Genomic DNA, 21,379 nt, shown 5'->3' on the forward strand with positions numbered 1-21,379 from the left:
CTTTTTTTGTTGTTGGCGTCACCGACGATAATTCACATATTTTTGTAAAGGAATGCCAAGCTATGTAAAAGGACTCCGACGATTGAAAGGGTGACAAGAATGCCTGGCCAAAAACAGCAAAAGTTGACCTCTTATGAAGAAGGGCTTGCCTTTTTGAAAAAAGAATTGGCGGTTGAAGACAATTTTGATTTGATTTGCTTGGAAATGCGTCATGCAAACAAACGGATGGCGCTTTTTTTAGTTGATGGTTTTGCCAAAGACATTGCGCTGACGCAAATCCAACGGGAACTTTCTCATACCACTGAAGATGAGTTGCAAGAACGATACGATGCCTTACTGCAAAGCCGGATTCCTTATGCAGAAGTTGAAACCGAAAGAGACTTGAACCAAGTCGTAGAGCAAGTGTTGGCCGGCCCTGCAGCTTTGCTCGTTGAGGGCCTTGACTATTGCCTGTTGATTGACACGAGGGAGTATCCTGTTCGGAGCCCGGAGGAGCCAGATACAGAGCAAGTTGTCCGCGGTTCTAGAGACGGGCTTGTTGAAACGCTCGTTATGAACACAGCTCTCATCCGCAGAAGAGTTCGCGACCGAACGCTGCGCGTTGTTTTCAAGCAAGTTGGGCGTCGCTCTAAAACGGATATAGCCTTAATGTACATTGGCGATATTGCTGATAGGCGTTACGTCGAGCAAATGACCGCTGCCCTTGATGCAATTGACACCGATGGCGTACCAATGGCAGATAAATCGATTGAAGAATTTATCTTTAAGGAAAGCAGCAATCCTTATCCGCTTGTGCGCTATTCAGAACGGCCAGACGTGTGTGCCACCCATTTATTTGAGGGCCATGTTCTCATTCTTGTCGATGGGTCGCCAAGTGTCATGATTACACCGACTACTTTTTGGCACTTGCTTCAACATGCAGAGGAGTACCGTCAAAAACCAATCATTGGCGCAATGCTGCGGCTAGTTAGATTTGCTGCTGTTTTCTCGTCGATCTTCTTGCTGCCTTTATGGTATTTATTCGCGACAAATGCGTTTTTACTGCCAGACAGTTTGGCGTTTATCGGCACAGAAGAAAAGGGGAGCTTGCCACTGTTTACGCAATTTGTCATCGCAGAAGCAGGGATTGAAATGTTGCGGATGGCGTCGATTCATACACCGAATGCAGTCGCAGAAGCGCTTGGACTTGTGGCAGCCTTATTGATTGGTGATATTGCCATCCAAGTCGGTGTCTTTTCCCCAGAAGTGATTCTCTACTTAGCGATTGCTGCTGTTGGTACGTTTGCAACACCTAGTTATGAACTTTCCCTTGCCAACCGCTTTATGCGTGTACTTTTGTTGGTAGCCACTGCCGCCTTTAAGTTGCCAGGGCTTTTGATTGCCTCGACCATTTGGTTAATCATGCTTGTCCGTTTAAAGGGGATGGATGTTCCGTATATGTGGCCTTTTATTCCTTTTAATGCAAAAGCATTACGAGACGTTGTTTTTCGAGTGCCAATGCCTGTAAAAAACCGCAGGCCAGTCATTATTCATCCCCAAGATCCGGACCGTTAGCAAGTGGGTGTTTTCAATCAGCAGCAGCCATGTCTATTTCATACAAGTCATCTTTTATAAAACGGTCTGCTCTTTGCACCGGCTGGTTTTTGTCAGCTAAAACAAGGGCAAAAGGTGTCGGCGTTGGCGGGTTCACAATCGTGTAGGGAACGTTCTGGCTGACGGCCATTTTAATATAAGCTGCATAATCGCCGTAAGCCAGGTTGCCATTTAAAAACAGATGGAGGTTGTTAGCCTTAGCCATTGTTTTTTCGACTTCACTGTATACCGGGGCAGCCTGGACTTGCTTTTTCGTTAAAGCAATATAGACCCTTTCAAAGATTGTTGTCAAAAACAAACGGCGTTCCGCTGGTTTTGTTTCTGGATTTCCATAAATCGCTTTTTCTAATAGATCGTTTACATCTCTTCCCATTTTCCCACTCCTTCTTTATATCTCCATCATGGCATTCATGTCCTTATTTTTCAACCAAGCACATAAGCTATAGTAGTACAATTGTTTAACAATTTTCATGAGGGGTTGATCACATGGGGTTTGCATTTATGGTGGCCGCTTTTGTGTTTGTGTTGGGTGCCGCGATTGGCGGGATCGTCGCCACAATGAAATTTGTCCCGCCTATTTTAGGCCTATCTGTGTCTAGCATTAGCTTTTTCTTTTTTGCTTATGTCGGCATGTTTCTCGCACTGATTGGCCCAAATTGGCTTGGCTTGCGGTTTTTGGACATTGTAATCGCCATGTGCTCGTTTTTGTTTATCATCGCTTTGTTTCGTTCGTATCATCCTACTTGCGGCTATCGTCCTGGTGTAAGTCCAGTCGGCTTCATTGCCGCTGTTCTGTTTTTCTTGATGGGCGTACAATGGGGAACGGCAGGATTCGGCACGTTCTTTACATTAGGAATGGCGATTTTGTTTACAGGAAGCGTTTTTTTAGGCGTATTGTTGTATAATACGATATTGGGTTGGCTACGAAATGTTTACATTGCGGCATTCTTGCCTCTCATCTCATTTCTTTTTATTGCAGTACTGAAACTGATATAATAAGCTAGAGGTGAGCCAATGAAAACGCTTTTCGAAGTCAAGCAGTTGTTAAAGCAATACGGCGCTTTCATTTATACAAGGGATTTGGATGCAGACATTCAGTTGATGCAAATGGAAATGGAGGAGCTTCATCGACTTGGCCTAATTGAACGCGTCGAATTCCAACAAGCGATGCTTGTATTAAAACGTGAACAGCGTGCTGCAAAAATGGGGGAGAGAGCAAATGACTGAGGACTACTATGCAGGAATTGACATTGGTGGTACCACCGTAAAGTTGGCGTTTCTTACGGAAACAGGCGAGTTAAAAGATAAATGGGAGATTCCCACAGACGTGAGCGAAAACGGCAAACACATTGTCGATCACATCGTTGCAAGCATTCAAAGCCGGCTGCCGCAACATGCAACCTTGTTAGGGGCTGGAGTAGGTGCGCCAGGATTCATTGAAATGGAAACTGGTTTTATTCACCATGCCGTTAATATTGGCTGGCGCAACTATCCACTAAGGGAAGAGCTTGAACGCGCTCTTGGAGTGGTTGTCCGCGTCGACAATGATGCCAATTTGGCTGCACTTGGAGAAAAATGGCGCGGCGCTGGGGATGGTGCTGAAGAAGAGTTGTTCATCACGCTTGGTACAGGCGTCGGCGGTGGAATTATTACAAGAGGGCAAATTCTCCACGGCGCAAATGGAATGGGCGGCGAAATTGGCCACATAACGGTCATCCCGAAAGGAGGGGCACCGTGCAATTGTGGCAAGACGGGCTGCCTGGAGACCGTATCTTCGGCAACAGGCATTTTACGGATTGCCAAGGAAAAGTTAACAACAAATTTAGATAGCTCTTTGCATAGCATTGGAGAAGGGAAATTAACGACAAAGGACATTTTCGATGCCGCTAAAGCTGGCGATGCTCTTGCTAAGGATGTGGTAAGTGAAGCAACCTTCCACCTTGGTTTTGCGATAGCGAATCTGGCTAATGCGCTCAATCCGACCAAAATCATTATCGGCGGTGGTGTTTCTAAAGCAAAAGAAAGCTTGCTTGCCCCGCTTCGCACCGTATTTAAGCAATTTGCGTTGCCCCGTGTTTCCGAGAGTGCTGAAATCAAATTGGCCCATTTAGGGAATGACGCTGGGATTTACGGTGCTGTTTGGCTTGCTATTCAAGCAAAAGCAACACAAGAAGATGAGACATTAGGAAAAAAGTGAATGAGAAAAAGGAGTCGCATGAAATGGAGTACCGGGTTGAACGAGACTTACTAGGAGAAAAACAAGTACCGAAACATGCTTATTATGGCATCCAATCGCTGCGGGCAAAAGATAATTTTCCGATTACCGGCTATCCGCCCCACCCTGAGCTTATTCGCGCTTTTGGCTATGTGAAAAAAGCGGCTGCCCTTGCAAACCGCGATGTCGGTGTCCTGCGTCCTCACATTGCTGAAGCCATTATCAAGGCAAGCGATGAAGTGATTGAAGGGCGTTTGAATGATCATTTTATTGTCGATTCAATCCAAGGAGGCGCCGGCACGTCGTTTAATATGAATGCCAACGAAGTCATTGCTAACCGGGCGATTGAAATTCTTGGCGGCGAAAAAGGCGATTATTTAAAAGTCAGCCCTAATACACACGTCAACATGGCCCAGTCTACCAATGATTCATTCCCGACAGCGATTCATATTGCCGCTTTAAATATGACACGGGGCTTGACGGAAGAATTGCACAAATTGATCAACGAAATGGACGCGAAAGCCGAAGAATTTGACAGCGTCCTAAAAATGGGACGGACCCATTTACAAGACGCAGTTCCTATCCGATTAGGGCAGGAATTTGGCTCGTACCGCAGAGTGCTAGCCCGTGATTTAAAACGGGTAAGCCGTTCGGCAGACCACCTCCACGAAGTCAATATGGGTGCAACGGCTGTAGGAACTGGCTTGAACGCAAAACCGGAATACATTGAAAGAGTGGCAAAACATTTGGCTGACTTGACTCAATTACCGTTGAAAACGGCGGAGGACCTTGTTGATGCCACACAAAATACAGATGCATATACGGAGCTTTCTAGTTCGTTAAAAATTTTAGCCATTAATTTATCAAAAATCGCGAATGACTTACGTTTAATGAGCTCGGGCCCGCGGACCGGATTGAATGAAATCAATTTACCACCACGACAGCCGGGTTCATCGATCATGCCCGGAAAAGTTAATCCGGTCATGTGTGAAGTCATTAACCAGCTCTCTTTTCAAGTTATCGGCAATGACCATACGATCAGCCTTGCTTCAGAAGCGGGCCAACTTGAACTAAACGTGATGGAACCAGTACTCGTTTTTAATTTACTGCAATCATTAACGGTGCTACAAAACGGCATGCGCGTCTTTAAGGATTACGCCATTTCCGGCATTACGGCTAATGTGGAACGGTGTCGCGAACTCGTTGAGCATAGTGTCGGTATTGTGACGGCAATCAATCCCCATGTCGGCTATGAAGTTGCGACTCGTGTTGCTAAAGAGGCAATCGAAACAGGGCGACCAGTCAGGGAAATTTGCCTTGAAAGGGGCATCCTTTCAGAGGAAGAGTTGAACGAAATTCTTGATCCAAAAGAAATGACGAAACCGGGTATCGCGGGTTCCCGTTTTTTATCATTGTAACCACTAAAGAGCGACTTTTGCTTTTGCAAATGGATCATTGTATGCGATAATGAAATAGAAAGACTAGGGGTGCCTAATGAAGTTAGGCTGAGAATTAGAACGTATTTCTTTTACCCTAATAACCTGATCTGGGTGATGCCAGCGGAGGGAAGTCGGTTTGCCGTGATTGAATGACATGCTTGCATGTGGCCGAAGCTTCTCGCTTTGGCCTTTTTATTTTGCAAAAGGAGTGAACAACATGAAGCCTTTTCGACTTTACGCGATTACAGGAGAAGAATTCCATCCTGGACGCGATGTCGTAGAAGTGATGGAAGAAGCCATCCAAGGTGGGGTTGACATTATTCAGCTTCGTGATAAAACGAGCAGCAAAAAGGCTGTCTTGGAAAAAGCCCGTAGGCTAAAAAAGCTTGCGGCGGATTATGGAATTCCGTTTATTGTCAATGACCATATTGATGTCGCCCTTGCCGTCGACGCAAGCGGCGTCCATGTTGGACAAGATGATTTGCCCCTTCCAGAAGTGAGAAAATTGCTGGGGCCAGACAAAATCATTGGCGTTTCTACCCACAAGCTGGAAGAGGCGCTTGAAGCTGAAAAGAACGGAGCCAATTATATTGGCGTCGGCCCGATTTTTCCAACAAACAGTAAAGCGGATGTAGTAGACCCGGTTACAACTGCTTATATTCGCGAAGTAAAGGAACATGTGACGATTCCGTTTGTGGCAATTGGCGGGATCAAGCGTCATAATGTCCGTGAAGTAATCGAGGCTGGTGCTGAAGCGATTTGCGTCATCACCGAAATTGTTGCTGCCAGTGACGTCAAAGCAGCTAGTCAAGCGTTGCTCGCTGCGATGGAGGAGGCAAGTCAATGAAATTAGTCGTGAATGGTGAAGAACGAATTACAGAAAGCACAACGCTTAGCGAACTTGTTTCTGAGTTTGGCTTAGCGAGCCAACTAGTGGTGGCGGAAGTCAATGGGACGATTATTGACCGGGTTGACTGGGAGGCCACTTCTTTGAGCGAAGGAATGAAAATCGAGCTAGTCCATTTCGTAGGGGGAGGGTAAACATGAAAAAAGCACCACTTGCTATTGGTGGAAAAACGCTGTCATCGCGGTTTTTCATTGGGACAGGCCGTTATCCAAACCCGGTTGTTCAAAATGAAGCCATTAAAGCCTCTGGCGCGGATGTTTTAACGTTTGCCATTCGCCGCATTAACTTAGAACACCCTGATGAGGATGCGATTTTGCAGCATTTAGAAGGGCGCACTTTTCAATACTTGCCAAACACATCAGGAGCGAATAACGCTGAAGAGGCAATCCGTATTGCTCGTTTGGCCCGAGCTGCTGGGCTGAGTGATTGGATCAAAGTCGAAATCAGCGTATCTGAAAAAACGCTTTTGCCTGATCCAATCGAGACATTAAAAGCGACTGAAGCTTTAGCAAAAGAAGGGTTTACTGTATTGCCGTATACATCAGATGACCCAATTCTTTGCAAAAAACTTGAGGAAGCTGGTGCAGCGGCAGTTATGCCTGGAGCTTCTCCAATTGGCACAGGCCTCGGCATATTAAACCCGTATAACCTTGGCGTAATTGTCGAGGAGGCTTCTGTACCGATCATCGTGGATGCTGGCCTCGGTTCAGCAAGCGATGTCGCCAAGGCAATGGAATTAGGAGCAGATGGAGTATTAATGAACACGGCAGTAGCGAAAGCGAAGGATCCAGTAAAAATGGCGCTGGCAATGAAACAAGCCATTGAAGCCGGTTTGTTGTCCTACGAAGCAGGGCGCATACCGATGAAGCGTTATGCGACAGCAAGCAGCCAGCTTGACCATTTACTGTCCGTTCACAGTAAGGGGTAGTCTAAATGGAGCATACAATTGTTTTAGGGGGCGGCGTTATTGGGTTGTCTGTTGCTTTTCAGTTAGCGATGGACGGCAAGGCTGTTTCTGTCCTAGAAATAAACACATGTGGCGGGCAGGCATCTGGCGCAGCTGCAGGCATGCTTGCCCCGTATTCAGAAATTGGCGAGGATCCAGATGATTTTTTTCGCCTCTGTTTAGCGAGTTTGCGTGCTTTTAAAGAATGGCAAGCGTTAGTGAAACAGGAGTCAGGCATGACGTTTGAATTTACAGAATCAGGGAGCCTTCATTGCGTTTATCATGAAGCTGATTTGTTGTCACTTGCCACCAGAAAAGCATGGCAAGAGGAATTTGGGGCGAAAGTCGAGGTATTGACACGCGAAGAGTTGAAGAAGAAAGAGCCTGAGCTTGCTGAAGACATGATTGGTGCGATCCACTATCCAGAAGAAGCTCATGTCTACGCGCCTGATTATGTAAAGGCGTTGCAACAGGCTTGTAGAAATCGCGGCGTCCACATTTATGAGCAGCTCAAACACGTTTCACTCGTAAAAACAGAGCCCTACATCGAGCTACAAAGCGCTTCAGGGCAACGTTTTACAGCAGACCAGCTCGTTGTGGCGACAGGTGCATGGGCGAAAGAGCTAGAAAGCCAGCTTGGCCTTAACTTGCCCATTTATCCAATAAGAGGGCAGATTTGTGCTTACAATATTGAACCAGGCCGTGTTCGCCACATTTTATACACAAGCCAAGGGTATCTTGTCCCAAAAGCAAATGGCACACTTGTCAATGGTGCATCTGAAGATATCGCTGGCTTTCAAACAGAAATTACCGACAAGGGCATTCGCCGCCTAACAAATTGGAACCATAAGATGGTCCCCTTTTTAGCTGAACTTACGCCGTTTCATAAATGGGCTGGCCTTAGGCCGGCGACACAAGACGGTTATCCGCTTATCGGTTTTCTCCGCAACCATCCCCGCGTTTTTATGGCTTGTGGCCATTACCGGAACGGCATTTTATTAAGCGCTATTACCGCAAAAATAGCGAGTGCGCAGTTGGCTGGGCAAAAGCCACCTGTACCAATCGCCCTTTTTGAGCCAGAACGTTTTTCGTAGTCATAAAAGGAGGCGTACTGATGCCAATTCCAACAGTCCTCTCCGTTGCTGGTTCAGATTCCAGCGGCGGCGCTGGCATTCAAGCTGATATAAAAACATGCCAAGAGCTTGGCGTTTATGCTGCTACTGCCATTACTGCAATTACAGCCCAAAATACAACTGGCGTACAATCGTGGCAAGGACTTGATGCCACGATTGTACGGGACCAAATTGAAGCGGTATTAAGTGATATCGGTGTTCATGTCATCAAGACAGGCATGTTGGTCAATGCAGACATTGTCACGACGGTGGCTGAATTGGCGAAAACCTATGGAGTGGCTAACATCGTCGTTGATCCTGTCATGGCTTCGACAAGTGGAACAGCGCTTCTTTCGGCGAAAGGCCAACAGGTGCTTGTACAAAAGCTTTTGCCACTTGCGACTGTATTTACGCCTAATTTGCCTGAAACGGCCATGCTCCTTAATAAACCAGAATGTAAAACCATTGCTGAAATGAAAGCAGCCGCGGTACAATTGCATAAAATGGGGCCTAAGCTGGTCATTTTGAAAGGTGGCCATTTGCAACAAGGGGAAGCGATTGATTTATGCTATGATGGCCAAGCTTTCTTTGAGTTAAAGGCAAAACGGCTAGACAGAAAGCATACACATGGGACTGGTTGTACGTTTGCTTCAGCGATAGCAGCAGAACTCGCAAAAGGGAGAAAGCCAATCGAAGCAGCTAAAACAGCAAAAGCGTATGTGACTGCCGCGATTTCGGAAGGAATCCCATTAGGAGCCGGAATCGGCCCGACCGATCATGCTGCTTATCGCCGCCTTGGCCAAGAAGGGGGTTGCAATTGAGAAAGCATATAGTCGTATTGATATTGCCGGTCATTTTAATGATCGCGATCGCTTTAAGCGGTATTTATTACTTGAACCAAGAAGAAACGATGACGAACGAACAGCTTAAAGCTGAAATTGAATTGGTTGCTGAACGGGCGGAAGACGGTACGTTGTCACTTGAATGGAGCTGGCCGCAAATGCCAGCAGAAGGCATGTATGGAACCGACTATATTGGCATTGCCTTTACTGGGGGAGATGAAGTGGAAGTTGGCGAGGCAGTGCTTGATATAGAAGAACAACATCGCTATAAAGGCGAGCGTGTTGAAAACGGGATTATTTTTGCATACCCGACAGAAATGGCAGAACATCAAAGTATTGGCACGAGGGGCACGATTGTCCAACCGTTGCCTGCTTCTGCTGAAGACATCACCATTTCTGTTCTACATACGTGGACGAACCATGAACCGTTGACAATGGAGGACGCTACTTTTGAAGCACCTTCTTTTGGTAGTGCCAAAAACGTTCAGCATTGGGTAAAAACGGTGGAATTAGGTGAGTTGCTTGCGGATTAGCGGCATGTCGTTTAATGTGGGGATTTTTTACAGCGGGGCAGGCTTTTTGTCTTGTGCCTACTATGATAAACAGGGCAAGCTACATTCGTGGGGAAAGCCTGCCGGAATGCCAGCTTATTTACAAGCTGGCAAACTGATTGTGAAAACCATGCCATTTCGGTTCGTCGTGCTCTTTGTCGCACTGCTGTGTTTGATCATTGGGCCCAAAATCGTTCCAAGCGGCTGGAATGGGTTGCCTGTTTATACGTTCTTTTATTTATTGTTTGCTGGGCATTTTCTATTTCCTGAGCCGTTAAAAAAGTACCATGGAGCAGAGCATAAAGTGTTTAGTGCAAGAGGGCGTATTTGTACGGAACGATTAAAGGCGATAAAAAGAGCGGATATTCGCAATCGTGGTTGTTCCACCGGGCTCGTTGTCGTCTATTTTTTAAGCGTCTTCCTTCTAAGCGGGGGGCTTTCCTTGTTCACGCCAATAGAACAAGCGCTAATGGTTTCCTCCTATGCGGCTCTGGCTATTGTTGTCTTTTATCAACTTTTTCACCGCAAGCCGTGGCTAAAATGGTTCGAGAAGGTCGTTTTAATTCTTTCCTACTGGTTGCAACTTCATGTGACAACGAAAGAGCCTGGCGAGAAGCATCTTCAATGCGCGATCGCCGCCTATCAACAGTTAGGCTATTTGGCTTTTCCGGAAAACATAAAAAAGCGGAGGCTTCCGCAAAAGGAGAACAAGAGAATGGCAATTGCAGACGTATCGATCATTCCAATTGGTACTTCTTCTACAAGCGTTAGCGCTTATGTAGCATATATCCAACAAGTGCTTGACTCCTATCGGAAAGAAAAGCAAATCCGTTACGAGCTTACCCCTATGAGCACGTTGATTGAGGCAGAGCTGCCTGTGTTATTTGAAGTGATCCAAAAAATCCATGAAGCACCGTTTGAACAAGGAGCCTTGAGGACGGCAACATCGATTCGTATTGACGACCGCCGCGATCAGCCTTTAACGATGGAAGGAAAACGTAAATCTGTGCAAGAGAAGCGAATAGAACAATAGCTGGAGACAGAGTCTCCAGCTATTGTTCTATTCGCTTCTTCCCTCGCCTGCACTCCTCGTATGACAAGCGTTTTCTATCAGTCAGCTATTAAGAGGTTTGCTCATCGTCACATGGGGGATGCCAGCATCAATAAATTCAGGGGAAGTTACTGTGTAACCAAGCTTTTCATAAAAATAGCTCGCGTGGGTTTGAGCATGGAGCTTTGCTGCTTTTGCCCCCATTCTCGCGCTTGCTTCCTCAAGCGCCGTCATTAATTGTTTCCCTGCACCTGACTGACGCTTTTCTTTGATCACACAAACCCGTTCAATTTTCGCCTCCTCATTAGCCAATAAGCGGACACGCCCTGTACCGATCGGTGTTTTTCCGTCGTACATGATGATGTGTGTAGCAGACTCGTCATACTGATCCCGTTCAATGGAAGGGGAGACGCCTTGTTCTACAATGAATACATAGTGCCGCACACTGGCGCAGTCCGAGTGTTCTTGCGCGCTAGCGGCAACTTTCGTACAATAAGTCATTCCCTCTTAATCTCCTTCTAAAAAAAATGTTTCATAAACAGCCCATGAACCGTTGTCAAGTTGTTTGAGCAATTGAAAGCGATCAATTGTTTCTTGGTGGGAAACATCGATCATTTTCAATTGACCAACAATATCAGCATGCTCTGATTGGGGCAATCCTTGGGCAATCGTGATGTGGGGAATAAATACAGGATGCGCCCGCTTGCGCGGAAACGGATGGCGGTGTAAAGCTTCATAAAGAGCAAGCAAGCCATCGTTTTCTTTGATTTTATAATAAATGGTTGTTGACTGAGGATAAAACGTGTCGACTTTATAAACGTCAATGGCAATTGGTTTATGGCTTTTCCCAATGGTCCGTAACGCCTCAATGATTTTAGGTCGTTCCTCCTCGGCAATTGAAAAACGTTCTTTTAGGGTAAGATGTGGCGGTATGTTTGCGTAATGGGCGTCATAACGCCGCCTATAGCCGTTTGCCGTGTCTTGGAACGGTTTAGATGGGAACATGACAATGCTGTAATTCAAGTAAAAAACCCCCCTCGATTTTTAGATGATATCAGAACGGTTTCGCTTGTTTACACACTTTTATTAGCAAAAAACAAAAGGCAGCTGCACGCACTCTCTCTTGTAAGCTAGGAGAGCGGCAACACCGTTTGCAGCGCCCGAGGCAAATCCTTCTGCCAATATGTCCACGTATGATTGCCTTGGAACTCATAGTACGTATACGAAAAGGGACCTTGTTCAAGCAGTTTATTTAATCTGCGGTTAGGCGTCAAAAAATCAGCTACATCCCCGTTTGTTAAAGTCACTTCTGTCTCCTCTAGCCCAATTACATGGTAGATGGTTAACGAGTCGCTGTTAGAAAACTGATTTACTTGTTCAAGTACTTGCTCAGAAACAAAGGGGGAATGGAGCACAACTTTTCCGAAAATGTTTGGGTATTCAAGCGCCGTTTGCAACGACACGGTTGCAGCAAGGGAATCCCCCGCAAGTATGCGTGCTTCTGGGAGTGGTTCTGTTGAAATTTCTTGTTCGAGAAAAGGGAGTAGCTCACATGCGAGAAAGCGTCGATAGTTTTCGGCGTCTTCACCTTCTGGATGGTACCATTTTCTTCTAGTCGGCACAGAAGGGTAAGGGACACCGACAATAACAACTTCCTCAATATCTCCTTCTTCCATTAATGCCTCCGCTTGGCGCGGAATGCGCCCTAAGCGGAAATAGTCTTGGCCATCTTGGCAAATCAAGAGTCTGTACGATTTTAACGGTGTATAATGGGGCGGTTTATAGATCGATAAAGGAATCATTTCCGCCAAGTATGTACTTTCAATTTTCAGCTCAGATAACTGTCCATTTAAACCTGCCATGATGCAACGTCCTTTCTTAACGGGCTTTAGCTTAGTTTAACATACTTTTGTCAAAGCCAGGTAATTTCGTCTATTCAAGCGTCTGTCTATGATAAAATAGAAAAAAATGGACAACCTAAAAAGGATGACGCATGTGACGAATGGAGGAGTAAAATGATCAAACGTCGAAAACCCCACTGGGTTTATTATAAAGAAATTTTCCGTTCCAAATTTCAAGCTGGTTGCGTAAAAGCGAAATTGGAGGATAATTGGCAGAATGGATATGAAATTGGCCCTTTAGTTGAAGTTAAAAAGCTACGATCAAATAAGTATGTAGTTCGTTACACGTATGATGAAGTCATGTAAATTCGTTTATACCTTGTTTGTTGCACAATGTTTTCTGTATAGCTGCAAGCAATCTGCTAGAAACAATTTTTCATCGCTAGTGAGCTGATCAGAATGGAGTATAAAGGAATCGTTTGAGTCCAGTCGGCCTATCAAATAATCAGTGCTAACATTAAAGTAGTCGGCAAGACGGGCCAAATTGTCTAAGTCAGGTTTTCTTGTGCCATTCTCATAACCTGAAATTGTAGATTGTGCCATATTTAACGCTTGGCCCAGTTCTTTCATTGTCAACTGCTTTTTAATGCGGCATTCTTTTAATCGTGATGCAAACATGCCGTCCATTCTCCTTTCATTGAAGCTTGTTCCATTATACTTTGCAATCTGTAAAATAAAGAAGCAATACGCGAAATGAATTGAAGGAATTGCTGATTGCGTAGTAAAATAAGTAATGATGTGTTTATTGAAGAACTCAAGGAGGAAGAACGATGAGTGAAAGTAGCATTCGAATTTTGCGAACCAAAAAAGGCTACAGCCTTGAGGAAGTAGCAAAAGAGGTAGGGATTTCAGCGGGATATTTGTCGCAAATTGAATCGGGCAAGCGCCAAGTCAGCGCTGAAATCGCGAAGCTAATTGCAAAATTATTTAGCGTTGACCGGGAAGAACTTTTTGAAGCAACGCGTTTTAAAGCGATTCGCCAAGAAAAGAAATAAGTATTTTCTTGTTTAAAGAAGAGCCAGCACAGTTTGATTCAGCCTCCTTGAGTCCGCTCTTCCAATAAAAAAAGCAGGCATGTCAGCCTGCTTTTTTGTTTATTTTGGGGCAATCATTTCCTTTGGAACTACATATTCGTCAAATTGCTCTTCAGTCAGCAACCCTGACTCAATAGCAGCTTCTTTAAGCGTTGTGTTTTCAGCATGTGCTTTTTTCGCAATTTTTGCGGCATTTTCGTAGCCGATGTGTGGGTTAAGGGCAGTCACAAGCATAAGGGATTCATTTAACAATTGCGCCATTTTTTCTTCGTCTGCTTTTAGGCCAACTAAACATTTGTTGCGGAAGTTGTTGAGCCCGTCTGCAAGAAGACGCATCGATTGAAGGACATTGTAAATAATGACTGGTTTAAACACATTTAGCTGAAAATGGCCTTGGCTTGCGGCAAAGCCGACTGCCGCATCGTTCCCCATCACTTGGGCTGCTACCATCGTTAACGCTTCACTTTGCGTCGGATTGACTTTCCCAGGCATAATTGAGCTACCTGGTTCATTGGCAGGAATCAACACTTCACCAATGCCACAGCGCGGCCCGCTTGCAAGCAAGCGAATGTCATTTGCAATTTTAAACGCATCGGCAGCCAGTGCTTTCAGCGCGCCATGAAAATGGACGAGCTCGTCATGGCTTGTCAAGCCATGGAAAAAGTTTTCCGATGCTTTAAAGGCGACGCCTGTTTGCTTTGTAAGTTGAGCAGAAACTTCTTTGCTAAAACCGACTGGCGCGTTTAGGCCAGTGCCAACAGCCGTTCCGCCGATCGTGAGAGAACGTACATGTTCAAGTGCTTCGCTAATCAGTGTTTCGCATGTTTGGAGCATATGTTTCCAACCGCTAATTTCTTGCCCAAATGTGAGCGGAGTCGCATCTTGCAAGTGTGTACGGCCAATTTTAACAACATCCGAAAAGGCCTCTTCTTTTTCAGCAAGTGTTTCTTTAAAGGCGCGAATCGCTGGAAGGAGGTTTTCTTCCGCAAAAACAACAGTAGCGACATGCATTGCTGTTGGAAATGTATCGTTTGAACTTTGTGAGTGGTTGACATCGTCGTTCGGATGGACACGAACATCATGATGTCCATTTTCATCTAAGTATTGGTTTGCTAAGTAAGCCAGCACTTCATTCATATTCATGTTAGACTGCGTGCCGCTACCTGTTTGCCAGACAACTAAAGGGAAATGATCTTCTAGTCCGCCCTCAATGATTTTATCGGCTGCATATGTAATCGCTTCAACTTTGCGAGAGTCGAGTCCTTTTAAGCGCCCGTTGACAATGGCTGCAGCTTTCTTCAAGTGGGCGAAGGCGAGAACAACTTCAAAAGGAATTTTTTCGGTGCCAATTTTAAAGTTTTCCAGGCTACGTTGTGTTTGTGCGCCCCAAAAACGGTCTGCTGGAACTTCGATTTCGCCGATTGTATCTCTTTCTGTACGCGTTTCCATTTTCATCACCCTTTTTTATAATCGAAATGAATTACAAACTCCAAATCTATCATACCAGAATTGCAGGTAAAACTTAATGAAAACAGCAGAGGAATTTTTCCTCTGCTTCGACTTTAGTCAAATAGCTTTTCATAGGCGCTGTAGCCCGCTTCTTTGAGTTTTGTTTTAGGGATAAATCGCAATGCTGCAGAGTTGATGCAGTAACGAAGTCCATTTGGCCCTGGGCCATCTGGAAAGACATGGCCCAAATGAGAATCAGCATTTTTACTGCGTACTTCTGTACGGACCATGAAATGGCTCCTATCTTCTTTTTCGATGATTTCTGCTTCATCAATGGGTTTGGTGAAGCTTGGCCAACCGCAGCCTGCGTCGTATTTATCTTTTGAAGAAAAAAGCGGTTTACCTGAAACAATGTCTACATAGATACCTTCCTCTTCTGTTTCATAATATTCATTTTGAAAAGGCGGTTCCGTGCCATTTTCTTGAGTTACGAAATATTGCATCGGCGTTAATTTCTTTTTTAACTCGTCTTTTTGTGGCTTGGTCATGTCGTTTCTCCTCCCCAATGCTTTTGAATAAACGCTTCACGCCCTGAGCCGCGGCGATACATTTGATAATGGAACGGATTTTTTTTGTAATAATCTTGATGGTAGCCTTCGGCAGGATAAAAAGGTTTTGCAGGCAATATGAGCGTAGCGATGGGCTTGCTAAATTTGCCGCTCTGTTCTAGTTGTTCTTTAGAATGTTCCGCTTCTTTCTTTTGTGTTTCATTATGGTAGAAAATAGCTGTCCGATAGGAATCCCCACGGTCATGGAACTGGCCTCCAGGATCGGTTGGATCGATTTGTTGCCAGAAAATTTCTAGAAGCTTGCTGTATGGAAAAACAGCAGCGTCATAAACGATTTGTACCGCTTCAAAATGGCCGGTTGTTTCACTGCATACTTCTTTGTATGTCGGGTTTTTTGTATGCCCGCCAGTGTAGCCTGATGTGACCGTTTCAATCCCGTCATAGGAGTCAAATGGTTTCACCATACACCAAAAACAACCGCCTGCAAATGTTGCTTTTTCAAGTTTTGCCAACCTTTACTCCCCCTTAAAGCGTGTGTCTTTAGTATACCATACCCACAAGCTGGGCATCTTATCATGAGCTTTCCATTTCCATAAAAGCTGTGCTAGTATAAATACTTAGTGCAGTGCACTGCACTGGGCGGGTGAGGGTTTATTCATAAAGAGAGCGCATTTAAATGAATGTGTTATTTTCATTTTTTCAGTTGCCTAAACACGACACGACGATCAAACAAGAACTTGGAGCTGGAACGGTTGCGTTTTTGACATCCGTTTATATTGTGGCTATTAATAGTTCCATTTTAGCCGATGCAGGCATGCCTGTTGCAGGAGCGGCTTTTGCGACCATTCTAACCTGTTTTTTTGGCTGTTTGCTAATGGGATTGTGGAGCAATACACCGATTGTATTAATTCCAGGTATGGGCATTAATGCCATGTTTGCTTATACATTTGTTCATGGCGTAGGTATGAGCTGGCAAGAAGCGTTAGCAGTTGTGTTTGTCGCCGGGGTGCTTTTTGCCGTTGTTAGCTTTACTAGTTTTGCGACAATCCTTGACAAGGGAATCCCAGTTGATTTAAAACATGGGATTACAGCTGGAATCGGTTGTTTTCTTGTGTTTATTGGGTTGCAAAAAGGGGGCATCGTGGAATACAGTCGAGAAACAATGGTTCAGCTGGCAGATTTGTCTGAACCATTGCCGCTCGCAACGCTATTGACCCTTGTAGTCGCTTTGTTTTTGTTTGTCCGTGGCGTTTCCGGTCATTTCTTGTGGGCAATTTTAAGCGGAATCGGGATTGGGCTCGTACTGAACGTCCCTAATGGTAAGGACACGATCACGTTTTCGACGGAGGGCATGATGGCCGTCTTTGGGCAATTGTCATTTTCAGCAATTGCGACTGTGCCATTTTGGACGTCTGTTTTTGCTATGACAATGGTGCTTACGTTTGAAAACATCGGTCTGATTTCTGGCTATACGAAACAATTAGGACGGCCAGATAAAGGAAAACGGGCCCTCCAAGCCAACGCTATATCAGCGCTTGCCAGCGGTGTATTTGGCTCAAGTCCTACCGTTTCGACAGCCGAGACGGCTGCAGGGTTGGCAGCAGGGGGGAAAACAGGGATTTCAGCGATTACAACAGGTATGTTGTTTTTGTTTACATTTTTGCTGTTTCCACTCCTCGTGCATATCCCTGATAGTGCAATTGCGCCTATTCTTGTCATTGTCGGCACTTTAATGATGAAAGAAGTACGGGAAATTTCATTTGCTGACATCTCCAATTGGTTGCCTGCTGTGTTTATCGTTATTGGAATCCCGTTTATGTATTCAATTGCCGACGGCATTGCTTTTGGGTTTGTTGCTTATCCGTTGTTAAAAACGATGGCTCGTCAACATCGTCAAGTGAGCACCACGATGTATGTCGTCGGTGTGCTGTTTTTTCTACACTTGCTTTTATCCAATTTGTGATGATTACTTAACCTCCTATAATGACTCGAAGATAAAATAGCCAAAAAGCAAAAAGCTGACAACTAGTCGACATGGGGATGTCGGCTTTTTGTTGTTCTTGTCAAAATTTCTTGATCGAAAAAGGTAGAATGAAGAAGGATTCATTTTAGCAATTCACGAATGTTTTTGTAGATTGCTGTCTCTTGATTTCAATATAAGGGAGGTTCCAAGTGGAAGTTCTGTAAAAGGAGAAAAAATGAAAATGATAAATCCAGAAAGTGGGTTTTAAAAATGAAATCAATGATTGAAAATGGTTCAGTGTCTATTTTAGCAGGAGTCGTTGCCCCTTTGCGCCTACAACAAGGAAATCAAGGAAGATTGCAATGGATGTAGAAGCGCTTATCGGTCTGTTGGATTTGTCAGAAGATTGTTATTTTATTCACGATGGTGTAACGATTTTATATGCAAATCGTGCCGCCCATGAGTGTTTAGGAAAACCGATCGACCATTTAAATGGGAAACGGCTAAAACAGCTTATTTCCGAAGAAGACATCGTATTCTTTAAGGCAAACGACTGGCAAGGTAACCATGTGCTTTACCGGTCCATTCATACTGACAACGGGCAAGACTATCTGCGAAGCGTCGTTTGTGCTGGGAAACCGTTTCAGTGGGGCAAAAAGCGTCTTTATGCGTCCGTACTAAAGCAACCTTTCAAACAAGCGCACAAACGGAAAGAAGCAATGGAAGTCGCCTCTCGTTTGTCGGCGGGGGTGGCTCACGAACTCCGTAATCCACTGACAACAATAAAAGGATTTATTCAACTCTATTCGGAAATTGGGGAGTTGAGTGCAAGCCAGATCAACATCATGAATATAGAGTTGGAGCGAATTGAAAACATTATTAATGACTATGTGCTGTTAGCTGAAGAACCTCCTGCCCGTGAAAACGAATCGATTCAAATGGCAGCCTTTTTGCAGTCGCTCTTAAAAAAGAACAACGTGAAACAGCTTACCGACGGGCACCCTATTCGGCTAAACATTAGCGAGGAAGCAACCGTGTCGGGGTCAAGAAAAGAGCTTTTTTTGTTGTTTTACAATTTGCTTGAAAATGCGATTGATGCTAGTTTGAAACATTCACCTGTGCATATTACTATGTATGCGGAAGGCTCGAATGTTTGTGTTGAAATAACAGACTTTGGTTCTGGGATTCCAGCTGAGAGACTTCATTATATTGGCCAGCCCTTTTATTCGACAAAAGAAAAAGGAACAGGCCTCGGCTTGATGATTTGTTATCGTGTGGTCGAAACGCATGGTGGCTTGATCGATATCGAGTCGAAAAATAAAAGTGGAACAAAGGTGAAAGTAGTCTTGCCATTGAAAACGAAAAACAGAGCTGCCTCGATGGTGCGCGAAAAAACGGCAATGTTAACTTATGGATAAAGCATGACTGAATCGCTAACCATTATTGCAAGGATAAGAAAATGGTTTTCTAGCGAACGCAAATCAAAAGAAAAGAAAGAATAGGCCCCGCAAGTTGGCATTCTCCAGTCGATTTTCGGCTGCTTCCGTGGTACACTACAACCATAAACGACTGGAGAAAAAAGGGATCAAATGCCATTTAAAATTGGTTATCGCACGTTAAAGACTGCCGTTGGTGTCGTGATTGCTTTAAGCATGGCTGAAGCATTGAAATTAAACTATGCCAGTTCTGCAGCAATCATTACGATTTTATGTATTTCGGTTACAAGGAAAAACTCACTATTGGTTTCTTGGGCTCGTTTTGTTGCCTGTATGATTGGCATTGTAATCAGTGCGATCATGTTTGAAACATTGGGCTACAAACCGATCATTGTCGGCCTGTTTGTTTTATTGTTCATCCCGATTGTCCTCGTTGCAAAATCGGCGCAAGGGATAGTCACCAGCTCTGTTATTGTCATGCATCTTTACACGCAAAAGCAGGCGACATTCGCGTTTTTCTTGAATGAACTTCAGCTGATAGTGATTGGTATTGGCACAGCGCTGCTTATGAACTTATACATGCCGTCTAAAGATAATTTGCTTCGCCGCTATCGGACAGAATTTGAGCAAAAACTGGCTGTTATTTTGCAGGAATTGGCTGCTTTTATTCGCGAAGGGGCGAGCGATTGGGATGGAAAAGAAATTTCCGAAGCAGACCATTTGTTAAAAGAAAGCAAGACGATGGCGCTTCAGGCAATGGAGAACCATTTGCTGCGGGAAGAAGACCATTATTATCACTACTTTGCTATGCGAGAAAAGCAATTGGAAATCATAGAACGGATCATGCCGCACTTAGCTAGCCTTGAAGGAGCGGTAACGCAAAGCAAGCCAATTGCCGATTTTTTAAGCGAGTTGAGCGCTGCCGTCAGTCCGACTAATTCTGTCCCCTATTTTATGCTGCGGCTTGAGGAACTAAAAGCAGCCTTTCGCGCTATGCCCTTGCCGGCTACACGGGAAGAGTTTGAAACAAGGTCATCACTACTCTATGTGATGAATGAATTTGAACAATATTTACAAGTGAAAGATGCGCTTTGGAACAACAAGCAGGATAAAAAAAGACCATTTCGCAAAGCCTAATGGAAAGATCCGTAAAAGGAGAGGCGTATTCGGTGAAATGGTCTTTTTTGTGCATATTTTTGGTTATGTCGTTACAGCCCCTGCAAATGCCTGGTGACAAGGAATGGGAGGTGGAAAAAGCGAGCGTCATCGTCAATGTCCGTACAAATACGCTCGCTTTAATTGAAGCCAACCATATTGCAGAAATTCATCCTGTCGCCACCGGGAAAAAAGGGGATGAAACACCCCTTGGACAGTTTACTGTTTTGGTTAAAGTAGAACAGCCTTATTACCGCAAAAAAAATATTCCCGGCGGGGATGCCCGTAATCCATTAGGAAGCAGATGGATCGGTTTCGATGCATTAGGAACGGCAGGCCGGACATATGGGCTACATGGCACCAATCGACCAGGCTCTATCGGGTATAGCGCATCTGCAGGCTGTATTCGCCTAGCAAATCCGACGATTGAACGGCTTTACCGAAAAATTGACATCGGCAGCAAAATCTTCGTTGTCAACGAACATCGCTCCTTCCAGGCGATTGCCAAGGAAGCGGGCCTAATAAAGGAGCAAAATTAAAACAGTGCGCTTCTTGCGCACTGTACAGACTGTAGGCAAACGCTCGCATACGTCGTGTTTGCCTCACTCATATGCTCATGAACCCCCTTAGAAAAAGCCGAGTCCTGCTGCTCCTGTTAAAATCGTGCCAATTACTAAGGTTGCAATCATGATATACACAATCAAACGCTGGAATTTACGTGGCATCTCCATTCCTCCCCAAATCAACTACTTTTTAGTTTACCCGAAGAAAACACAAGCAATCAAGGGGTGTTTTTATGGACCGTTTTCAAATTGACCATATTGCTATCGCCGTTCCTTCCCTAAGCACCAGCCTCCCTTTATTTGAACAAGCGCTTCAAGCGACTGCCAGCCATAAAGAAAGGCTGACACACCATCATATTAATGCTGTTTTTATTAATGGGATTGGAGTGGGGTATGAACTGATTGAACCGCATCCTAGCAACGTATCGTTGCAACGCTTTCTAGCAAAACAAAACAATCGACCTGCTTTTCACCATATTGCTTTTTCGGTTGCTGATATAGAGACGGCAATAGGAATGTTGAAAGAGAAGCACGTCCGTTTAACGAGTGAGTTGCCGCTTATCGGAAGCTTCGGGCGCAAGGTTGCTTTTATTCATCCGAGCAGTACAGGCGGTTTGCTCGTTGAACTTTGCGAGGGAAAAACGTGAAATCAA

The 21,379-nt window shown here is 44.8% G+C and carries 28 protein-coding genes, 1 pseudogene and 1 riboswitch; of the genes and pseudogenes, 20 read left to right on the top strand and 9 right to left on the bottom strand.

Annotated elements, in window-relative coordinates; translation table 11 throughout:
- The first annotated feature begins 99 nt into the window (after positions 1 to 99).
- Complete coding sequence (locus N6H06_RS08390) at positions 100 to 1,554, top strand: spore germination protein (protein WP_153020519.1); 1,455 nt, start codon at positions 100 to 102, stop codon at positions 1,552 to 1,554.
- A 13-nt stretch (positions 1,555 to 1,567) separates the two neighbouring features.
- Here the strand turns inward: N6H06_RS08390 and N6H06_RS08395 are convergent, their stop codons facing one another.
- Positions 1,568 to 1,966: a YueI family protein gene (locus N6H06_RS08395; protein WP_062747232.1), complete on the bottom strand. Its 399-nt coding sequence runs from the start codon at positions 1,964 to 1,966 to the stop codon at positions 1,568 to 1,570.
- Positions 1,967 to 2,079: 113 nt separating this feature from the next.
- On the opposite strand from N6H06_RS08395, the gene N6H06_RS08400 reads away from it, so the two are divergent.
- The 12 genes and pseudogenes from N6H06_RS08400 to N6H06_RS08455 all read left to right on the top strand — a co-directional run bounded on the left by N6H06_RS08400 (position 2,080) and on the right by N6H06_RS08455 (position 10,638).
- The gene (locus N6H06_RS08400; protein ID WP_062747230.1) at positions 2,080 to 2,589 is read left to right on the top strand and encodes a hypothetical protein; all 510 of its coding nucleotides are present in this window, start codon (positions 2,080 to 2,082) and stop codon (positions 2,587 to 2,589) included.
- Positions 2,590 to 2,607: 18 nt separating this feature from the next.
- Positions 2,608 to 2,820: a YqgQ family protein gene (locus tag N6H06_RS08405; protein ID WP_062747228.1), complete on the top strand. Its 213-nt coding sequence runs from the start codon at positions 2,608 to 2,610 to the stop codon at positions 2,818 to 2,820.
- Positions 2,813 to 3,790 carry an ROK family glucokinase gene (locus N6H06_RS08410; RefSeq protein WP_263706037.1) on the top strand — a complete coding sequence of 326 codons (978 nt, stop codon included), beginning with the start codon at positions 2,813 to 2,815 and terminating at the stop codon, positions 3,788 to 3,790. The genes N6H06_RS08405 and N6H06_RS08410 overlap by 8 nt, the downstream gene beginning before the upstream one ends.
- A gap of 23 nt (positions 3,791 to 3,813) precedes the next feature.
- A complete protein-coding gene (gene aspA, locus N6H06_RS08415; RefSeq protein WP_062747225.1) occupies positions 3,814 to 5,226 on the top strand; it encodes an aspartate ammonia-lyase in 1,413 nt (470 codons plus the stop codon).
- A gap of 55 nt (positions 5,227 to 5,281) precedes the next feature.
- Positions 5,282 to 5,393: riboswitch (TPP riboswitch) on the top strand.
- Positions 5,394 to 5,464: 71 nt separating this feature from the next.
- Positions 5,465 to 6,094, top strand: coding sequence for a thiamine phosphate synthase (gene thiE, locus N6H06_RS08420; RefSeq protein WP_263706038.1), 630 nt, complete (start codon positions 5,465 to 5,467; stop codon positions 6,092 to 6,094).
- Positions 6,091 to 6,288, top strand: a complete 198-nt coding sequence (gene thiS, locus N6H06_RS08425) for a sulfur carrier protein ThiS (RefSeq protein ID WP_263706039.1) — start codon at positions 6,091 to 6,093, stop codon at positions 6,286 to 6,288. Before thiE ends, thiS begins: the two co-directional genes overlap by 4 nt.
- Positions 6,289 to 6,290: 2 nt before the next feature.
- A complete protein-coding gene (locus N6H06_RS08430) occupies positions 6,291 to 7,082 on the top strand; it encodes a thiazole synthase (RefSeq protein ID WP_263706040.1) in 792 nt (263 codons plus the stop codon).
- A gap of 5 nt (positions 7,083 to 7,087) precedes the next feature.
- Complete coding sequence (gene thiO / locus N6H06_RS08435; RefSeq protein ID WP_263706041.1) at positions 7,088 to 8,194, top strand: glycine oxidase ThiO; 1,107 nt, start codon at positions 7,088 to 7,090, stop codon at positions 8,192 to 8,194.
- A 20-nt stretch (positions 8,195 to 8,214) separates the two neighbouring features.
- Positions 8,215 to 9,033: a bifunctional hydroxymethylpyrimidine kinase/phosphomethylpyrimidine kinase gene (gene thiD / locus N6H06_RS08440; protein WP_062747216.1), complete on the top strand. Its 819-nt coding sequence runs from the start codon at positions 8,215 to 8,217 to the stop codon at positions 9,031 to 9,033.
- The gene (locus tag N6H06_RS08445) at positions 9,030 to 9,587 is read left to right on the top strand and encodes a hypothetical protein (RefSeq protein WP_062747214.1); all 558 of its coding nucleotides are present in this window, start codon (positions 9,030 to 9,032) and stop codon (positions 9,585 to 9,587) included. Before thiD ends, N6H06_RS08445 begins: the two co-directional genes overlap by 4 nt.
- A 148-nt stretch (positions 9,588 to 9,735) precedes the next feature.
- A pseudogene (locus N6H06_RS08450) lies at positions 9,736 to 10,242 on the top strand (DUF1385 domain-containing protein); the annotation flags it as partial.
- A 78-nt stretch (positions 10,243 to 10,320) separates the two neighbouring features.
- Positions 10,321 to 10,638, top strand: coding sequence for an MTH1187 family thiamine-binding protein (locus tag N6H06_RS08455; protein WP_062747915.1), 318 nt, complete (start codon positions 10,321 to 10,323; stop codon positions 10,636 to 10,638).
- A gap of 81 nt (positions 10,639 to 10,719) precedes the next feature.
- Here N6H06_RS08455 and N6H06_RS08460 read toward each other — a convergent pair whose 3' ends face one another.
- The 3 genes from N6H06_RS08460 to N6H06_RS08470 form a co-directional block, all read right to left on the bottom strand.
- Positions 10,720 to 11,157, bottom strand: coding sequence for a GNAT family N-acetyltransferase (locus tag N6H06_RS08460; protein ID WP_263706042.1), 438 nt, complete (start codon positions 11,155 to 11,157; stop codon positions 10,720 to 10,722).
- 6 nt (positions 11,158 to 11,163) lie between these two features.
- Positions 11,164 to 11,679, bottom strand: a complete 516-nt coding sequence (locus tag N6H06_RS08465) for a YjcG family protein (RefSeq protein WP_212953400.1) — start codon at positions 11,677 to 11,679, stop codon at positions 11,164 to 11,166.
- 107 nt (positions 11,680 to 11,786) lie between these two features.
- Positions 11,787 to 12,518 carry an alpha/beta hydrolase gene (locus tag N6H06_RS08470; protein WP_212953402.1) on the bottom strand — a complete coding sequence of 244 codons (732 nt, stop codon included), beginning with the start codon at positions 12,516 to 12,518 and terminating at the stop codon, positions 11,787 to 11,789.
- 153 nt (positions 12,519 to 12,671) lie between these two features.
- On the opposite strand from N6H06_RS08470, the gene N6H06_RS08475 reads away from it, so the two are divergent.
- On the top strand, positions 12,672 to 12,863 hold the full coding sequence (locus N6H06_RS08475; RefSeq protein ID WP_011246586.1) for a hypothetical protein: 192 nt from the start codon (positions 12,672 to 12,674) through the stop codon (positions 12,861 to 12,863).
- 6 nt (positions 12,864 to 12,869) lie between these two features.
- On the opposite strand, the gene N6H06_RS08480 is transcribed toward N6H06_RS08475, so the two are convergent.
- On the bottom strand, positions 12,870 to 13,175 hold the full coding sequence (locus N6H06_RS08480) for a helix-turn-helix domain-containing protein (RefSeq protein ID WP_062747207.1): 306 nt from the start codon (positions 13,173 to 13,175) through the stop codon (positions 12,870 to 12,872).
- A 152-nt stretch (positions 13,176 to 13,327) separates the two neighbouring features.
- Between N6H06_RS08480 and N6H06_RS08485 the strand changes: the two genes are divergently transcribed.
- On the top strand, positions 13,328 to 13,552 hold the full coding sequence (locus tag N6H06_RS08485; RefSeq protein ID WP_011246588.1) for a helix-turn-helix domain-containing protein: 225 nt from the start codon (positions 13,328 to 13,330) through the stop codon (positions 13,550 to 13,552).
- A gap of 99 nt (positions 13,553 to 13,651) precedes the next feature.
- Here the strand turns inward: N6H06_RS08485 and fumC are convergent, their stop codons facing one another.
- From fumC to msrA, 3 genes are all read right to left on the bottom strand, one after another.
- Positions 13,652 to 15,040 (bottom strand): class II fumarate hydratase, encoded by a 1,389-nt coding sequence (gene fumC / locus N6H06_RS08490; RefSeq protein ID WP_062747206.1) that lies wholly within the window; start codon positions 15,038 to 15,040, stop codon positions 13,652 to 13,654.
- 113 nt (positions 15,041 to 15,153) lie between these two features.
- A complete protein-coding gene (gene msrB / locus N6H06_RS08495; RefSeq protein WP_062747204.1) occupies positions 15,154 to 15,588 on the bottom strand; it encodes a peptide-methionine (R)-S-oxide reductase MsrB in 435 nt (144 codons plus the stop codon).
- Positions 15,585 to 16,121 carry a peptide-methionine (S)-S-oxide reductase MsrA gene (gene msrA, locus N6H06_RS08500; RefSeq protein ID WP_238583315.1) on the bottom strand — a complete coding sequence of 179 codons (537 nt, stop codon included), beginning with the start codon at positions 16,119 to 16,121 and terminating at the stop codon, positions 15,585 to 15,587. Before msrA ends, msrB begins: the two co-directional genes overlap by 4 nt.
- Before the next feature lie 164 nt (positions 16,122 to 16,285).
- Here msrA and N6H06_RS08505 point away from each other — a divergent pair, with 164 nt between their 5' ends.
- The 4 genes from N6H06_RS08505 to N6H06_RS08520 all read left to right on the top strand — a co-directional run bounded on the left by N6H06_RS08505 (position 16,286) and on the right by N6H06_RS08520 (position 20,702).
- Positions 16,286 to 17,572, top strand: coding sequence for an NCS2 family permease (locus N6H06_RS08505; protein WP_212953403.1), 1,287 nt, complete (start codon positions 16,286 to 16,288; stop codon positions 17,570 to 17,572).
- 362 nt (positions 17,573 to 17,934) lie between these two features.
- Positions 17,935 to 18,990, top strand: coding sequence for a sensor histidine kinase (locus tag N6H06_RS08510; protein WP_062747201.1), 1,056 nt, complete (start codon positions 17,935 to 17,937; stop codon positions 18,988 to 18,990).
- Positions 18,991 to 19,161: 171 nt separating this feature from the next.
- Complete coding sequence (locus N6H06_RS08515; protein ID WP_062747199.1) at positions 19,162 to 20,145, top strand: aromatic acid exporter family protein; 984 nt, start codon at positions 19,162 to 19,164, stop codon at positions 20,143 to 20,145.
- A gap of 32 nt (positions 20,146 to 20,177) precedes the next feature.
- On the top strand, positions 20,178 to 20,702 hold the full coding sequence (locus N6H06_RS08520; protein ID WP_062747197.1) for a L,D-transpeptidase: 525 nt from the start codon (positions 20,178 to 20,180) through the stop codon (positions 20,700 to 20,702).
- Positions 20,703 to 20,789: 87 nt separating this feature from the next.
- Here the strand turns inward: N6H06_RS08520 and prli42 are convergent, their stop codons facing one another.
- Positions 20,790 to 20,888: a stressosome-associated protein Prli42 gene (prli42, locus tag N6H06_RS08525; protein ID WP_152024044.1), complete on the bottom strand. Its 99-nt coding sequence runs from the start codon at positions 20,886 to 20,888 to the stop codon at positions 20,790 to 20,792.
- Between the two features lie 71 nt (positions 20,889 to 20,959).
- On the opposite strand from prli42, the gene N6H06_RS08530 reads away from it, so the two are divergent.
- Positions 20,960 to 21,373 carry a VOC family protein gene (locus N6H06_RS08530; RefSeq protein WP_062747195.1) on the top strand — a complete coding sequence of 138 codons (414 nt, stop codon included), beginning with the start codon at positions 20,960 to 20,962 and terminating at the stop codon, positions 21,371 to 21,373.
- Positions 21,374 to 21,379: the final 6 nt, after the last annotated feature.

Source organism: Shouchella tritolerans (assembly GCF_025770735.1).
In the GTDB taxonomy this organism is placed as follows: Bacteria; Bacillota; Bacilli; order Bacillales; family Bacillaceae_D; genus Shouchella; species Shouchella tritolerans.

Bases quoted from the DNA above. Each gene is read 5' to 3' on its own strand.
- N6H06_RS08515 (WP_062747199.1), top strand. From the start codon at position 19,162: ATGCCATTTAAAATTGGTTATCGCACGTTAAAGACTGCCGTTGGTGTC.
- N6H06_RS08480 (WP_062747207.1), bottom strand. From the start codon at position 13,175: ATGTTTGCATCACGATTAAAAGAATGCCGCATTAAAAAGCAGTTGACA.
- N6H06_RS08395 (WP_062747232.1), bottom strand. From the start codon at position 1,966: ATGGGAAGAGATGTAAACGATCTATTAGAAAAAGCGATTTATGGAAAT.
- aspA (WP_062747225.1), top strand. From the start codon at position 3,814: ATGGAGTACCGGGTTGAACGAGACTTACTAGGAGAAAAACAAGTACCG.
- thiS (WP_263706039.1), top strand. From the start codon at position 6,091: ATGAAATTAGTCGTGAATGGTGAAGAACGAATTACAGAAAGCACAACG.
- N6H06_RS08505 (WP_212953403.1), top strand. From the start codon at position 16,286: ATGAATGTGTTATTTTCATTTTTTCAGTTGCCTAAACACGACACGACG.
- N6H06_RS08455 (WP_062747915.1), top strand. From the start codon at position 10,321: ATGGCAATTGCAGACGTATCGATCATTCCAATTGGTACTTCTTCTACA.
- thiD (WP_062747216.1), top strand. From the start codon at position 8,215: ATGCCAATTCCAACAGTCCTCTCCGTTGCTGGTTCAGATTCCAGCGGC.
- N6H06_RS08410 (WP_263706037.1), top strand. From the start codon at position 2,813: ATGACTGAGGACTACTATGCAGGAATTGACATTGGTGGTACCACCGTA.
- thiO (WP_263706041.1), top strand. From the start codon at position 7,088: ATGGAGCATACAATTGTTTTAGGGGGCGGCGTTATTGGGTTGTCTGTT.
- msrB (WP_062747204.1), bottom strand. From the start codon at position 15,588: ATGACCAAGCCACAAAAAGACGAGTTAAAAAAGAAATTAACGCCGATG.
- N6H06_RS08430 (WP_263706040.1), top strand. From the start codon at position 6,291: ATGAAAAAAGCACCACTTGCTATTGGTGGAAAAACGCTGTCATCGCGG.
- thiE (WP_263706038.1), top strand. From the start codon at position 5,465: ATGAAGCCTTTTCGACTTTACGCGATTACAGGAGAAGAATTCCATCCT.
- N6H06_RS08475 (WP_011246586.1), top strand. From the start codon at position 12,672: ATGATCAAACGTCGAAAACCCCACTGGGTTTATTATAAAGAAATTTTC.
- N6H06_RS08470 (WP_212953402.1), bottom strand. From the start codon at position 12,518: ATGGCAGGTTTAAATGGACAGTTATCTGAGCTGAAAATTGAAAGTACA.
- N6H06_RS08400 (WP_062747230.1), top strand. From the start codon at position 2,080: ATGGGGTTTGCATTTATGGTGGCCGCTTTTGTGTTTGTGTTGGGTGCC.
- N6H06_RS08510 (WP_062747201.1), top strand. From the start codon at position 17,935: ATGGATGTAGAAGCGCTTATCGGTCTGTTGGATTTGTCAGAAGATTGT.
- N6H06_RS08530 (WP_062747195.1), top strand. From the start codon at position 20,960: ATGGACCGTTTTCAAATTGACCATATTGCTATCGCCGTTCCTTCCCTA.
- N6H06_RS08390 (WP_153020519.1), top strand. From the start codon at position 100: ATGCCTGGCCAAAAACAGCAAAAGTTGACCTCTTATGAAGAAGGGCTT.
- prli42 (WP_152024044.1), bottom strand. From the start codon at position 20,888: ATGCCACGTAAATTCCAGCGTTTGATTGTGTATATCATGATTGCAACC.
- N6H06_RS08485 (WP_011246588.1), top strand. From the start codon at position 13,328: ATGAGTGAAAGTAGCATTCGAATTTTGCGAACCAAAAAAGGCTACAGC.
- N6H06_RS08460 (WP_263706042.1), bottom strand. From the start codon at position 11,157: ATGACTTATTGTACGAAAGTTGCCGCTAGCGCGCAAGAACACTCGGAC.
- fumC (WP_062747206.1), bottom strand. From the start codon at position 15,040: ATGGAAACGCGTACAGAAAGAGATACAATCGGCGAAATCGAAGTTCCA.
- N6H06_RS08405 (WP_062747228.1), top strand. From the start codon at position 2,608: ATGAAAACGCTTTTCGAAGTCAAGCAGTTGTTAAAGCAATACGGCGCT.